Source organism: Aquabacter albus, from assembly GCF_040049275.1.
Classification (GTDB): domain Bacteria; phylum Pseudomonadota; class Alphaproteobacteria; order Rhizobiales; family Xanthobacteraceae; genus Aquabacter.
The window spans coordinates 1-14933 of the sequence record NZ_JBDZDT010000025.1; the positions used below are offsets into that span (position 1 = coordinate 1).

Below are 14933 nucleotides of genomic sequence, written 5' to 3' on the forward strand. Positions count from 1 at the left end.
ATCGGCGCCGGCATCTGGGACGTCCTGCCGTTTCTTGCCGCCCTGCTGGCCGGCAGCGCCATCGGCCAGATCCTGCCGCTGGCGACCGGCTTCGTGTACGGCGTCCTGGTGCCGGCGGCGCTGCAGGGCGGCGTGCTCCAGGTCGGCCTTCTCATCCTCCTGGTCGGTCTCGGCGGCTTCCTGGCGCAGCTGGTGGGCGAAGCGGCGCTCCAGCGCATCGCCGCACGTGGCGATGGACGGCTCCATCAAGGCCTGTGGGACTGGATCGTCGGCCTGCCGCTGGCGTCGCTGCGCGGCTACGCCAGCTCCGACCTCGGCGCGCGCGCCTCCGCCGTTCAGGCCGCTGTGTCCGGCACGCGCCAATTCGCCTTCCAGGGCATCGGCACCGCCGCTGTCCTGCTGTCCAGCATCGCGTTCCTGTTCTGGCACGATCCCCGGCTCGCCGGCCTCGCACTTGCCTTGGTGGCGCTGCTGCTCGCGGCCGGCATGCTGGTGGGCTGGATCCAGGCGCGGGCCTTGCGCGACAGCGAGCGCCTGGAAGGAACGGCCGACAGCCAGATGGCCGAGTTCGTCAACGGAATCACCGTCCTGCGCAGCGCCGGCGCAGAGGCGCGCGCCGCCCGACGCTGGGCCGACCGCTTCGCGGCGATGCGCGCTCGGCAGGTGGCCTCGCGCCGGGTCATGAACATCTACGAGGCCTGGCTGGCGGCATGGCCCGCCCTGGCCGGCGCGGCCCTGCTCGCCACCATCCACGCCCTCGGCGCGGGTGCGGACGGGACACCCGGCATCTCCGTCGCATCGGTCGCCGCCATCCTGACCTCGTTCGCGGTGATGCTCGCCGCCTTCTCCCAGCTGTTGCGCGGCGGCCTTGCGGTCTGGCTGCTGCGGTCCGCCTGGGCCTATGCCAGGCCGCTCCTCGCCACCGCGCCGGAGCCCGCGGTGGCACTGTCCGACCCGGGACCCCTGGAAGGCCGCATCGAGTTCTCGTCCGTGGGCTTCTCCTATGGCGGCGGGCCGGCCGTCCTCGCCGATGTTTCGTTCCGGGCGGCTCCCGGCGAAACGGTCGCCATCGTCGGCGCATCCGGCAGCGGCAAGTCGACCATGGTGCGCTTGCTGCTCGGGCTCGAGGCGCCCACCCAGGGGGCGGTGTATGTGGATGGCCACGACATCCGCGCGCTCCATCCCGAGGCCTATCGCCGGCAGGTCGGCGTCGTCCTGCAGGACGGCGCGCTGCCGCCCGGGACCATCCTCGACATCGTCCGCGGCGAGACCGACGCCACCCCGGAGCAGGTCTGGCGGGCACTGGGCGCCGCCGCCATGGCCGAGGACGTCGCGGCGATGCCGCTCGGCCTGCACACAGTGCTGCCGGATGCGTCCCGCCTGCTGTCGGGCGGGCAGGTGCAGCGCCTGGCGCTCGCCAGCGCCCTGATCGCCCGGCCGCCCATCCTGGTCCTGGACGAGGCGACGAGCGCACTCGACAACACCACCCAGGCCCGCGTCATGGCCTCGGTGCGATCCATGCCCTCCACGAGGATCCTCGTCGCCCACCGGATCAGCACCATCCGCGGCGCCGACCGCATCCTGGTGCTGGATGCGGGGCGTGTCGTGGAAAGCGGGACCTTCAGCGAACTGATGGACCGGAAGGGACACTTCTTCCGGCTCGTCGGCGCCGGCCGATGAGTGCGCCCCATTTGACTGCGCCGCAGTCGAAAAGTGGACCTTCCCGCCTCAAGGGCCACGATCGACCGAATCCGGCCGGTGGCGAAGGCAATACGTATGAGCAAGGCCCGGCAATCAGCGGTATTGACGGACGATCCCAGGACTACGCGTCTTGTGGTCGTCGGGACGAGGATCGAAGGTTCAATTCCCTCCATCTTCGGCTAATCCCGACAAACGAATTGAGGCGGCCCCTGCATACCCGGTGTCCTCAGTACGAGACGACGACTCGTCCTTGGACGGTGACATCGCCGGCATCGGTGACGGGACCGTTGGTGAGTGCGACGCCGGCCACGACGCCGGCCTGGAGATTGCTGGCGAGCGCATAGTCGATCCCGACACCCGCGCCCACCAAGGTGGTGTTGGGATCGAACACGGCGAGTGTGCCACTGAGCCCGTAATTGTGGCCGTATGCCACGTCCAGGAACAGGTAGGGCGAGGCCGCGTCCGTCATTCCCTTCACCGCCGGATTGTCGGCGCCCGGCGTGGTGAGCAGCGGCAGTGTCGGTCCCCGCAGCTCGTTGCGCAACACGAAGCCCGCATCCACGCTGCCGTCGGAGAGCGTGTAGCCGCGCGCCGCATAATAGCCGCCCAGCGCCAGCTGCTCGGTGTCCGGCAGCGCCTGGCCGGCAACCTGGGCATAAAGGGTGTTGCGCAGGGTGAAGCCCTGGAGAAGAGGGAGGCCGGAGAGCGGGGTCGACTGATCCAGCGTGCCATAGCCATAGGCATATTGCGCGTCGGTCACCCGCCCGTTGGTGAAGAGCAGCCAGGTGTCGCTGTCGTTGCCGCCCACCACGCCGCCGGGATTGGCCACGAGCCGCACGTCGATGGAGGTGCTACCCACCACCTGAAGCTGGTTGGCCCAGCCGAAGATCAGGTCGAACACCCCGGCCGTGCCGGTGGCCACCTTTTCATCATTGAACCAGGTGTCGCGCCCCACCCATTTGGGTGAAACGCCACCATAGAGGTCGCCCCAGCCGGCGAGGGCGGGGGCAAGGTTCGACACCGCCGAGCGGTAGAGAATGGGCAGCTCGAAGGTGCTGTTCTGGAAGGTCAGGATGTTGTCGACGCTCAACTGGCTGGTGGCGACGAAGCTCGGGGTGATCTCGATGGATTGGCGATCGAAGGTGGGGATCACCACCCGTCCGGCATGGCTGAGATAGGACGGCCAGGCGGATCCCGTCAGGTCGATGCTGGCAGGGGCGGTCCAGAAGTTGCTGCTGCCGGTGAGCTGGTAGGAGATCGTGGTGTCGTTCAGCGCCTCGATCCCCGCACCGAATCCGACGAAGTAGCGGTTGTAGTCGGTCTCCTGCGTGCCCGTATTGGACCAGCCGGCGAACACCTGCCAGGGTTTTTGCCGCGTGATTTCCAGTGTGAGGTCGCTGTCGCCGGGACGGGTGCCGGGCTCGAACACGCCGTTGATCTGCCGATAGGGATAGCGGTTCAGCCAGTCCAGATCCTCGGAGAGGCGCGGGGCGTCGATCAGCGCGCCGGACTCGGCGCGCACCTTGGCGGCCAGCGGGGCATCCTCCGGCGCGCCCGGAGCGCCCGCAGCACCGCGGGTGGAGACGGCGCCGAGCTTGAAGGGGACCACCTGGAGCTGGAGCACGCCGGCCGAGATGTCCTGGGGCGGCGCGGTGACCGAGACGAAGGGGTGGCCAAAATCGCGATAGACCTTCGCCACAGCCGTCTGGATATCGGCGATGAGGCGGCCCGAGAGCGGTCGCCCGAGGAAGGGCGTGAGCGCCGCCTGGAGGCGATCCGGCGGCACCCCTTCAATCCCGACAAAGGTGATCCCGCGGGTGGGACGGGCCGCCACCTTCCCCGACAATCCGATCAGCCGGATGCCGGAAAGATTGACGCCGAGCGGCGTGTCGTCCACCGTGCCTGGCGGCACCACCCCCAACTGGAGCCCGTCCCCGCCAGATACCGCGGGCGGCAGGTTGCGCTCCACCACCCCACGGGACTGAGCAAAGGCCGAGGCGGTGGTACCTATGAGGCACAGACCCGTGGCGGCTCCAAGCAACATCCCGCGGGCATAGGCAGGAAGCTTGCCGGGACCGGGAGCCAAAATACCCATCAATGCACCCGGAAGTTCAGCGAACGGCCATAGGTGAGGTTCGCCCGGTGGGGCGACACCCTGCAGAGGACACCGGCGCGGCAGCCGGTGAAATCCGTCCGAGGGGTGGCATCTGCATCTTGCCCGGCCACTGAGCTTCCCGGCGCCGGGTCGGACCAGACATATGGCGCAGGAGCCGAGGTCTGGACGAACCGGCTCGGCGGCGTCAGGGCCGTGAGCAGGATGATCTCCTGCGGGGTGAGGGCCTGCGGCTGCGGGCCGAGCGGTCCGGGCGCTGGGGGCGTCGGGGGCGTCGGGGGTATGGGCCCCGGAGGCCCGGGCGGCGCGGGCAGGATGATGAGCACGCCGGGATCATAGGTGAGGGCATAGTTCGCGGTGGCGGCGAGCGAGCCTTGCAGGATCCCATAGGTGCCCGGCGCAGCGCCTTGCGCCAGCGCCAGCGCGCCGGTGATCTCATCTCCGTTCACCAGGCTGCCGGCGGTGAGCTGCCAGGTCAGCGGCGGCTCGGCGCTGCCCGCCACCATGGTCTCGTTGTCCGCCGCCACCGTGATGGGACGGGGCGTGACCTGGAGCATGGCCCCGCTATAGGTGATGTCGTAATTGGCGTTGGCGGCGCTGTCCGCCAGCATGATGCCGTAGGATCCGACACCGGATGTGGCCCCGGCCGCTGTGGCAAGGGTCAGGCTCTGTCCATAAGCGAGCTCGGCGCCACCGACGCTGTAGGTGAGCGCCGGATTGGCGTCGCCGTAAATCCGGGCCTGGGGGTCGGCGGTCACCGTCACCGGACGGGGCACTACCTGGAGGGAGGCGATCGGCGCATAGCTGACGGCATAGTTGCCGGCGGCGGCGCCCGTCGGCAAGCCGCCGGAGGCGATCACCTCATAGGTGCCGACACCCGGCTGGGTGCCGGCCATGGTGGTGAAGCTCACCGCCCCGAGGTTCTCCGCCGTGCTCTGCCCATAGACCCAGCCGGTGGCGGTGAGGCCGAAGGCCGGCAGGCCCTCGCCATACATCACCGAGGCCGGCGCCGTCGCGGTGATGACCAGCGGTGCCGGAATGACCTCGAACCGGGCCGCGGGCGCGGAACTGATGACATAGTTGCCCGCCGCAGCGCCGCTCAGCGTGCCGCCCTGCGCTGCGACCGTGTAGCCGCCGACACCCGGCTCGGCGCCTGCGGTGGTGGCGAAGCTCACGCCGGAGAGGTTGTCCTGCGTGCTTTGGCCGTTCTTCCAGCCCATGGCCAGATAGCTGAAACCCGGTAGCCCCGCGCCATATGTGACGTGCGATGCCGAGGGGCTGGCAAGGAGGACCAGCGTCGCGGGCAGGACGGTGAGATCCGCGCCCGCATAGGTGAGCGCATAATTGCCGCTGGCGGTCAGGGTGCCCTGGGTGATGGCGTAGCCGCCGACGTCGGAGGCGAGGGTGGCGCCGGTGGCGAGGGCGCCGGACAGTCTGTCGCCGTTCACCAGATTGCCGGACGTGAGGACATAGGTGAGTGGCGGGTTGGGATCGCCATAGAGGCGGGTCACCCCATCTGCCGTCACGGTGATGGGGCGCTGGGTGACTGTGAGGTTCGCGCCCACATAGGAGATGGCATAATTGGGGTTAAGGGCGTCGGTGAGGGTGCCCTGGGTGATGGCATAGCTGCCGACGCCGGAGCCCGTGGTGGCGCTGGTGGCGAGGGCGCCCGCCAGCGTATCCCCGTTCACGAGGTTGCCCGACGTGAGGACATAGGCGAAGCCAGGATTGGCGTCACCATAGACGCGGCTCGCCGCGTTCGCGGTCACGGTGACGGGGCGCGGAGTGACGGTGAGGGCGCCGTTCACGTAGGTGATGGCATAGTTGCCGGCATCGAACGTACCGCCGGTGGCGGCGCTGGCGATGATGGCATAGGGGCCGCCGGCGACCGAGGCGGTGGCCGCGGTCCCGACGCTGGTGAGCGTGACGGAACCGATGGTCTCGCCGGTCTGGAGGCCGGAGGCGGTGAAGCCGGTCAGCGTCGGCGTCTGGCCATAGGTCTTGCTGGCATTGTCGGCGGTGATGGTGAGCGCGGCCGGGTTCACGGTCAGCGTACCGTTTACATAGGTGATGGCGTAGTTGCCGGCATCGAACGTGCCACCGGTGGCGGCGCTGCCGACGATGGCATAGGGGCCGCCTGCGACCGAGGCGGTGGCCGCCGTCCCGGCGCTGGTGAGCGTAACGGAACCGACGGTCTCGCCATTCTGCAGGCCGGAGGCAGTGAAGCCGGTCAGCGTCGGCGCCGCGCCATAGGTCTTGCTGGCATTGTCGGCGGTGACGGTGAGCGCGGCCGGGTTCACCGTCAGCATGCCGTCCACATAGGTGGTGGCGTAGTTGCCGGCATCGAATGTGCCGCCGGCGGCGACGCTGGCGATGATGGCATAGGGGCCGCCGGCAACCGAGGCGGTGGCCGCGGCCCCGGCGCTGGCGAGTGTGACGGAGCCGATCGTCTCGTCGTTCTGCAGGCCGGAGGAGGTGAAGCCGGTCAGTGTCGGCGTCGCGCCGTAGGTCTTGGTGGCATTGTCGGCGGTGATGGTGAGCGCGGCCGGGTTCACCGTCAGCGTGCCGTCCACATAGGTGATGGCATAGTTGCCAGCGTCAAACGTACCGCCTGTGGCGGCGGAAGCGATGACGGCGTAGGGGCCGCCAGCGACCGAGGCGGTGGCGGCCGCCCCGGCGCTGGCGAGCGTGACAGAGCCGATGGTCTCGCCGTTCTGCAGCCCGGACGTGGCGAATCCGGTCAGTGCCGCCGTATCGCCGTAGGTCTTGGTGGCATTGTCGGCGGTGATGGTGAGCGCGGCCGGGCTCACCGTCAGTGAGCCGTTCACATAGGTGATGGCGTAGTTGCCGGGATCGAACGTGCCGCCGGTGGCGGCGCTGGCGCTGATGGCATAGGGGCCGCTGCCCACCGAGGCGGTGGCCGCCTGACCGGCGCTCGTTAGGGTGACGGAGCCGATGGTCTCGCTATTCTGTAAGCCGGATGGGTTGAAGCCCGTCAGCGTCACCGTCTGGCCGTAAGTCTTGGTGGCGTCGCTGGCCGTCACCGTGAGCGCGGCTGGATTCACCGTCAGGCTGCCGTCCACATAGGTGACGGTGTAGTTGTTGGGATCGAACGTGCCGCCGGTGGCGGCGCTAGCCATGATGGCATAGGGGCCGCCCGCCACCGAGGCTGTGGCCGCCTGACCAACGCTCGTCAGGGTGACGGAGCCGATGGTCTCGCCATTCTGTAAGCCGGATGGGTTGAAGCCCGTCAGCGTCGCCGTCTGGCCGTAAGTCTTGGTTGCGTCGCTGGCCGTCACCGTGAGCGCGGCCGGGGTCACCGTCAGGCTGCCGTCCACATAGGTGATGGTGTAGTTGCTGGGATCGAAGGTGCCGCCGGTGGCGGCGCTGGCGACGATGGCATAGGGGCCGCCGCCGACCGAGGCGGTGGCCGCCGATCCGGCGCTGGTCAGGGTGACGGAGCCGATCGTCTCGCCATTCTGCAGGCCGGTCGGGGTGAAGCCGGTCAGCGTCGGCGTCTGGCCATAGGTCTTGGTGGCGTTGTCGGCGGCGACGGTGAGCGCGGCCTTGTCCACCGTCAGATTGTTTTCGCCATAAGAGAAGACGCGATACGCGACGCCCCCTTGGCTGGTGGCATTCGTGTTCTGTGCCGCCAGGGAGAGGTCGTGGGTGCCCGCGCTGGTAGTGGGATCAACCGCGACCGCGCTGCCGACGATGCCAGGGGAGAGGCTGTCGCCGGACGGGCCGAATACATAGGAGGCCGGACCGCCGCCGCCCACCGTGGCGGCCGTGACCGTGGCGGTGGTGTCGCCATAGGTCGATTGGGAATTGACCGTGTTGACCCAGACCACAGGGGTCAGGGCATAGAGCTCGGGATAATGGCCGGAGCTGGGCGGCGCCCAGGTGGTGGCGAAATCCCACCCCGCGGCGGACGCCCTGGCCAAGAAGCCGGCCGTGTCCTGGAACTGGGCCGTCGTCAGGCCTTCCAGCCCGATGGAGGGATCGGGAACTCTCTCTCTGCCGACGCCATACGGGATGCCGGCGGTGTCGGTGTTCCAATAGCTGGCGGAAATGCTGCCGGAGTCGTTGTATCCCACGAGGGCGCCGATGTCCCCGCTTACGCCGTTCCCCATGAAGCCGGTCGCATAAGCCTTCGTGATGCTGCCGGAGTTGAGGCCCACCAGGCCTCCGACATAACCGCCGCTCGTGACGGCGCTGGTCGCGTAGGCGTTCGTGATGCTGCCGCCGACGTCGTTCCATCCCACGAGGCCGCCGGTTGTATCGTTGCCGGTGATGGCACCGGTCGCGTAGGCGCTCGTGATGCTGCCGGAGTTGTATCCCACGAGCCCGCCGGCGGCACCGTCGCCCGCGACGGTGCCGGTCGCATAGGCGTTCATGATGCTGCCGCCAGCATCATTATATCCCGCGAGACCGCCGGTATTGTCGCCGCTTCCCACGATGGCGCCGGTCGCGTAGGCATTTATGATGCTGCCGCCCTGGTTGCGCCCCACGAGGCCACCGACATAATCGCTGCTGCCGGTGACGGCACCGGTCGCACGGGCATTCGTGATGCTGCCGCCGTCGTTCCATCCCACAAGGCCGCCGACATAATCGCCGCTGCCTGTGACGGCAGCGGTCGTATAGGCATTCGTGATGCTGCCGCCTTGGTTGTATCCCACGAGGCTGCCGACGGTGCCTTGGCCGTTCACGGCGCCACCCTGCCAACCGATGTCACTTATGCCCAGAAGGCCGATGTCACGTATGGCAGCGGCGTTCGCGTACCCGAATAGACCGACAAAGTCCGTGCTGGGCAGGTTGATAAAGAGAGTGGATACAGTATGGCCCGCGCCGTCGAACGTGCCCGAGAAGGGCGTGGTGGCGTTCCCCACGGGGGAGAAGCCGGTGGCCGTATGCCACATCTGAGCGGTGTTGCCGCCGCCTGTCACCACCGAGAGGTCGATATTGGCCCCGAGGGTGTAGGAGGCGGACAGGTTCATCGCCATCAGCTGGAGCTGGTGTGCGTTGACGATGGTGCTGGACCATTCCGAGCGCAGGAAGGGGCGGGTGGAGCCCTCGATCATGAACCATGTATTCGCGAAGTCGAAGCTGCCATAGGTGGCTTGGGTGAAGGCGTCGGCGGTGTCGAAGCCGGAGATATTGGAGGCACTGCCGGGCCCATAGCCGATGCCGCTTGTCTGCCCAGTCGTGCCCTGGTCCCAGTAACCGTTGGTGATGCTGGCCCCGGATAGGTTGCTTCCCGCGAGGCCGCCGACGGCGCCCGTGACGGCGCCGGTCGCATAGACGTTCGTGATGCTGCCGCCGTTTATTCCCACGAGGCCGCCGGCATCGCTGTCGTTCGCCGCGACGGCGCCGGTTGCATAGGCGTTCGTAATGGTGCCGCCGTTTTCTCCCACGAGGCCGCCGATGGCCTCGTCGCCCGTGACGGCACCGGTCGCGTAGGCATTCGTGATGCTGCCGCTGTCGAGGTCCCCCACGAGGCCGCCGACTTGGGTGGAGCCCGTGACGGTGCCGGTCGCATAGGCATTCGCGATGCTGCCACCGGAGGAGTTCAATCCCACGAGGCCACCGACTTGGTCGCCGCCGCTCGTGACCGCGCCGGTCGCGTAGACGTTCGTGATGCTGCCGGTGTTGTATCCCACGAGGCCGCCGACAGCGCCGTCGGCCGTGACGGCGCCTGTCGCGTAGACGTTCGTGATGCTGCCGCCGGAGTTGAATCCCACAAGGCTGCCAACGCCACCGCGACCGCTGACCGACCCGCCCACCAGGCCGACGTCCCGGATAATGGCGCTGGCGCCTGTCTGGCCGAACAGGCCCACATAATTCGTGGAAGGTGCAGAGATGGTGAGGTTCGAGATGGTATGTCCGAGGCCGGCGAAGGTGCCTGTGAATGGCGATGCAGACGAGCCGATCAGCGCGTTCGTGTATGTGACGCCGCTCGCATCCAGGTCTTGCGCGAGGGCGTAGGCGTTCGTGAGGTCGCTGTTGACGGCCTCCAGCTGCGCCATGGACTGGATCAGCACATAGGGCTGGAGCGCATCCGCGGTGCCGATGAAGAGTTGTGCGTTCGCGCCCGTCAGCGTGATCGTGCTGCCATTGAGGTAATAGCCTTTGCCGGCCCCGTACTCGAGCATGAGCCAAGCGCTGGCGCCTGGCGCGGTGATGTCGGCGTTGATGAGGATGTCCCCTGCTGCCTGGAGCCTCAGCGTGCTGCCGCTCGACCAGGTGATGGGCGCGGCCACCGTGATGTCGCCCGCCTGGCTGCCGCCGGTGCCGGTGGAGACGGTGACATTGGCGGTCGCGAGCAGACCCATCAGCGTCGTGACGTTGAGCACGCTGTCGTCGCCGTTGGCCGCGGTGCCGGAGACGTTGCTGTCCGACCCGTTCGAGATGGTGAGGTTGTAGGGATCGAGCAGCAGGTCGCCGGTCCGTCCGTTCTGCGCCCGCAGGTCCGCCGTGCCGTTGAAAGCGAGGACGCGTTTGCCCGACACCTCGGCCGTGCCGCCATTGCCCGCCCCGCTGCCGCGGGCGGAGATGGCGCCGGAGAAGGTCGTGGGCCCGTCCGCCCACACCACCACCGCCCCGCCGTCGCTGTCCGTGCCGTCGGCCAGGAGCCGCGCCCCGGCCTCCACCGTGGTGGTGCGCGCGGTCGCGACCGTCTCGGCCAGTCGCTTCGTCGCAGGGGCCGCGCCGCCCTGCCAGTCGCCGCCGATCAGCGCCGTGCCGCCGCTCGCCCCGCTCACATCCACCAGGGCGGTGGAGGCGAGGGCCACGCTCTCGCCCTCTACCACCACCGTGCCGCCGGCGACGCCGTTGGCCGCCGTCCCCGTGCCTTTGGCCGCCAGCGTCCCCGTGACTTTCACGTTCCGGCCCGAGACCCGGATGTCGCCGCCCGCCGTCGCCCCGTTGCGGGCGGTGCGGGTGGCGGCGATGGTGCCGCCGGTCTCCACATTGCCGCTGCCGGCGGTCAGATAGATGCGGCCGCCCTTGTTGGCGACGCCGGTGGCGGCGATCACGCCCCGGGTGTTGCCCGCCAGCGCATATACGTTGCCGCCATTGGCCCGAAGCTCGGCCGACGCCGCGCGGATCGTGCCCGAGGCCCGCGCCTCGGTGTCCGCGCCGCCCACCTTCACCGCGAACTTGCCGCCGTCCTGCTGGCCGTCTTTCACCAGCACCTCATAGCCTGCCGCGAGGCCCACCGTGCCGTTCGGCGCGGTGAGGGTGCCGGTGCTCTCCACCTTGCGGGCGATCAAGGCCACGTCCCCGCCCAGGGATCCGATCTTCCCCGCATTGACGATGGTCGCGGTGGACGTGCCGGAGAAGGTGAGGTCCCCGCCGTTGAGGAAGTTTCTGTCCGTGATGTCGTGGGTGGAGGCGATGAAGCTGCCGCCGGTGGCGACCTGGCCGGTGGTGCCCACGGCGATGCCCGCGGGATTGACGAGATAGACCGAGCCGCTGGCGGTTAGCGTCCCGTCGATGCGCGAGGGCACATTGCCGGTGACGCGGTTGAGGGTGGTGCCGGAGCCGTTGTTAAAGACCACCGTGCCGCTCTGGCCGATGGAGAAGCCCTGCCAGGAGAGGATGGCCTTGGCCGAGCTCTGGTCGATCACCATGCGCCCCGGGGCGGGCTGGGAGATGGCGGCGGCCCCTGCTGCGACGGCGCCGCCCGTGGGGAGCTGCTGCGCCCATACTGCCGAGCCGCCGATGAGCACAAGGGCCGTGCTTGCCATTAGGCGCTGAGCGCCCAGCGACCGCCGCCGCTTCATATCAATCCCCCACTCACCGCACTTGCCCGCGGCAAATCATATGAACTGAATAAGGATGCTAAAATGCCTGTCCTTCAGCGATACGCCGCGATGGCTGCCAAAGCAAATCGCACCGCGGGGACGATAGCAAAAAATCCGGTGCCCCGGATGTCAGGCACCAACCTACAAAGTCGCGTTCTGAAGACTCCGAAGGGGAAGGCGGCGGCCAAGGCGCCCTGCACGAGTGGAACCGGCTTTTACGGAACGCGCCGAACACATACTGTCATCGATAGCTGTCATCAGCGACGACTCTCGTCGGGGCATTTTTCATTTTCGGGCGTTCATCATTGACCGAAACATCCCGTCGCCTCCTCATCGTCGACGACCACCCGGTGGTGCTCTACGGGCTGCGCTTCTTGTTGGAGAAGAAGCCGTCTTTCGTCATCTGCGGTGAAGCAGTCGACAGCGCCTCGGCCCGGGCGCAAGCGGAGGCGCTTCAGCCGGACTACATCATTCTGGATCTCGTGCTCGGCGGCCGCGACGGCATCGAGCTTCTTCAGGATCTCCTGGCCCTGGCGCCGTCCGCACGCATCCTCGTCTATTCCAGCCAGAACGAGTGGAGCTTCGCGCGGCGGAGCGTCAAGGCCGGCGCAAAAGGCTATGTGGCAAAGTCCGAGGGGCTTCCGATCGTCGCCCATGCCCTCGATGTCATAGCGGCCGGCGGCACCTTTGTCAGTGATGCCGTCCGGCAGCGGCTGATGGAGGCGTTTGCAACCGATGCCGCGGAGCTGGAACGGACAAGCATCGACCAGCTCTCCAATCGCGAGATGCAGGTGCTCCGGATGATCGGAGAAGGACATTCCAGCCGGGAGATCGCCCGGGAACTGGGCATCTCGGCCAAGACCATCGGCACCTATTACGAGCGGATCAAGGTCAAGCTCCGGCTGGACCGCTTTCGAGATCTGGAAATCCTCGCGCGCGATCACGTTATGGGACGGGACCCGGCATGAGCGCGTCCGAGGGTTTCTGGCACTTGCTCGACCCCTTGCGTGGGGACGAGGCCGGCCGGCCGGACCGCGTGTTGAGACTGAACTTGCGGCGCGTCCAGCTGGCAGCTATCGCCATGGTCTTTGATGCGGCAGTGGAAGGCATCTTCAGCCACTTCCGCAACAGCCCGGGGCTTAGCATCCTCGCCATTGGCGCCATTTGCGGCGCCATCGCCTTCGTCGTGGTGGCGCGGCGGGGGCAGAGACAGGAAGTCCCGACGCCGCCCTATCTGCCCGAAGCTTTCGTTCTGTATGCACTGGTCTGCTCTCAGGCCGCGGGCTACTTCATCGCATCGGGCGGGCGCATCACCAGCGGCTACGCCATGGTCTACCTGGCCGGCGCCGCCTTCTTCCTCATTTCACCGCGCCGCTACGCGATGATCGGACTCGGCACGTTCGTCCTGTTCAATGTCTGGGTCTTTTTTTGTCTTGATGTGATCTTCTTCGAGAAGGTGGTCGCGTTCTTCAATACCGGCCTTGCCGTCCTCGCGGGTATCTTCGGGCGCTATGCGCTCGACCGCTTGCAGCAGGTCGACTGCCAGCAGAGAGCGCGCATCGCCCAGCAGAACGAGGCGCTTGTCGACACCAACCACAGGCTCGCCGCGCGCAACGCCGAACTCAACGAACTGATGGCGATCGCCGCGCACGATCTGCGGAGCCCCTTGTTCGGGCTCGGAAACCTGCTCGGCCTCGCAGCGACACGCCCTCCGTCTTCACCGGATGGCCTGGGCGACCTGTTCCGCGAGGCGCATCGGAGTGTCGCCGCCATGCTCGTGCTTGTCGGCAGGCTTCTTGAGGCACATGAGGTTGAAGGACACACAGCCGCGCTCGAGCGCCGAGATCTGCACGGAACGCTCGTGGATGCGGTGCACAGGATGGAGGTCATGGCCACAGGCTATGGCATCAAGCTCGCCGTCGATCAGCCGCCATATGCGGTTCAAGCGGTGATTGATCCTGGTGCTCTCGATCAGATTCTGGATAACCTGATCTCGAACGCGCTCCGGTTCTCGCCGGCGGGTTCGACGGTTCGGCTTTCCGTTGGCCGGTCGGCGTGTCCGTTCATCGAAGTCGCCGACGAGGGGATTGGCATCCCTGCGAATGTGCGAAGCCAGCTGTTCGGCAAGTTTCGCCGCGGCGCATCTCGCCCTCTCAACGGGCCTCGGGGATATGGCCTCGGGCTCTACATCGTCCGCACACTGGCGGGCGCCATGCGGGCTGAGGTCGGTTACCGCCCAGGACAGCTCCGGGGTTCGATTTTCCGCGTGGAGTTCAAAGCGTAATCCGCTCCCAAAGGCGGAATCCCAGGCCTTGCGGGAAGCACTTGTGAAACGGTCCGAGGGTAATCGATCGCCGGCGGCGGCCGGCGCGGCGGCTTGATCTTGATGGCCTCTTCCGCACCCCGCGCGTGCTCGTCTGTAAGGTCGCGCCCGACATCCGTGTCGGTGGCGTTGCTCTATCTTGTGTCAGGTGAGGCCACCATCTGGTGTAGCCAGCCCCTTGGCCCTTCTGTAACAGGCGTGCGCACAGACAGCCTGCTGAAGGAGTTGCGAAGGAAATCGCGGGTGGCTCAAAGCTCATGCACGAACTTGGCTAAACGCTTGTCAGTGCAATCAGGTTGGAGATCGAAATTGCCGAGCAGTGGATTAACTCGCCGCCAGTTGGCGGCCCTAGCGACTGGAGCGGCAACGGCTGCCGGGCTCGTAGTGACGGGGGCAACTTCTGCGGAAGCCTACCAAGGAAATATGGAGCGTGCGCTTTCGTCCTTGTACGAGGCTCTGAGCTCCCTGCGCGAAGCCGCATCGAACAAGGGGGGACACCGCGTCAAGGCGATGAGCCTCATCCAAGAGGCTATCACTGAAACGCAGGCAGGCATTGAATGGGCGGATGAGCACGGGGGTGGGGGCGCTCAGTAGCCTCACCGCGATCTGACGCCCGCGAGTTTTCCACTCTCGACGGAGCGCGATGATCGACGTCACACTTGCGCTGATTTATGTAGCGAGCACCGGGGCTGTCTGGCACATGCGCGGTGCGCTAAAGCTTGATCCGCCCGGGACGGGAGTGAAACGTCTGGGCTCTGCCACGGTGCACTTCCTCCTGGACGATAGTGGGCGTGATGCCGCCATCGATGCGCAAGGCCGCGCCGTTGGTCGCGGCTTAGAGTGGGCTTGCGACATAGGCAACAGCGATGCGCTTTGGCCTGCCGCCGGTTTTGTGGACACCAGGTTAAGCTAATTTAGCTCGCTCCTCGAACTCGATCGGGCTCAGATAGCCTAGCGTCGAGTGCCTGCGTCGGCGATTGTAGAAGCGCTC

Annotated in this window: 6 protein-coding genes and 1 pseudogene; 4 read left to right on the forward strand and 3 right to left on the reverse strand. The window is 67.3% G+C overall.

Going from position 1 to position 14933, the window contains the following annotated elements; translation table 11 throughout:
- Nucleotides 1-1680 (forward strand): ATP-binding cassette domain-containing protein (locus ABLE91_RS28570; RefSeq protein WP_348935953.1); only part of this gene is annotated, 1680 nt, incomplete at its 5' end.
- A 247-nt stretch (nt 1681-1927) separates the two neighbouring features.
- Here the strand turns inward: ABLE91_RS28570 and ABLE91_RS28575 are convergent.
- Complete coding sequence (locus ABLE91_RS28575) at nt 1928-3745, reverse strand: ShlB/FhaC/HecB family hemolysin secretion/activation protein (protein ID WP_348935954.1); 1818 nt, start codon at nt 3743-3745, stop codon at nt 1928-1930.
- Nucleotides 3746-3795: 50 nt separating this feature from the next.
- On the reverse strand, nt 3796-11562 hold the full coding sequence (locus ABLE91_RS28580; protein WP_348935955.1) for an MBG domain-containing protein: 7767 nt from the start codon (nt 11560-11562) through the stop codon (nt 3796-3798).
- Between the two features lie 362 nt (nt 11563-11924).
- Here ABLE91_RS28580 and ABLE91_RS28585 point away from each other — a divergent pair, with 362 nt between their 5' ends.
- The 3 genes from ABLE91_RS28585 to ABLE91_RS28595 all read left to right on the forward strand — a co-directional run bounded on the left by ABLE91_RS28585 (nt 11925) and on the right by ABLE91_RS28595 (nt 14855).
- Nucleotides 11925-12587, forward strand: a complete 663-nt coding sequence (locus ABLE91_RS28585; protein ID WP_348935956.1) for a response regulator — start codon at nt 11925-11927, stop codon at nt 12585-12587.
- Entirely contained in the window at nt 12584-13903 is a 1320-nt protein-coding gene (locus tag ABLE91_RS28590; protein ID WP_348935958.1) for a sensor histidine kinase, read from the forward strand. Before ABLE91_RS28585 ends, ABLE91_RS28590 begins: the two co-directional genes overlap by 4 nt.
- A gap of 682 nt (nt 13904-14585) precedes the next feature.
- Nucleotides 14586-14855, forward strand: coding sequence for a hypothetical protein (locus ABLE91_RS28595; protein ID WP_348935959.1), 270 nt, complete (start codon nt 14586-14588; stop codon nt 14853-14855).
- Here the strand turns inward: ABLE91_RS28595 and ABLE91_RS28600 are convergent.
- Nucleotides 14847-14933 (reverse strand): annotated as a pseudogene (locus ABLE91_RS28600) (IS3 family transposase); the annotation flags it as partial. The gene ABLE91_RS28595 and the pseudogene ABLE91_RS28600 overlap by 9 nt on opposite strands.

Coding starts and splice junctions, on each gene's coding strand:
- ABLE91_RS28590 (WP_348935958.1), top strand. CDS start 12,584: ATGAGCGCGTCCGAGGGTTTCTGGCACTTGCTCGACCCCTTGCGTGGG.
- ABLE91_RS28575 (WP_348935954.1), bottom strand. CDS start 3,745: ATGTTGCTTGGAGCCGCCACGGGTCTGTGCCTCATAGGTACCACCGCC.
- ABLE91_RS28595 (WP_348935959.1), top strand. CDS start 14,586: ATGATCGACGTCACACTTGCGCTGATTTATGTAGCGAGCACCGGGGCT.
- ABLE91_RS28580 (WP_348935955.1), bottom strand. CDS start 11,562: ATGGCAAGCACGGCCCTTGTGCTCATCGGCGGCTCGGCAGTATGGGCG.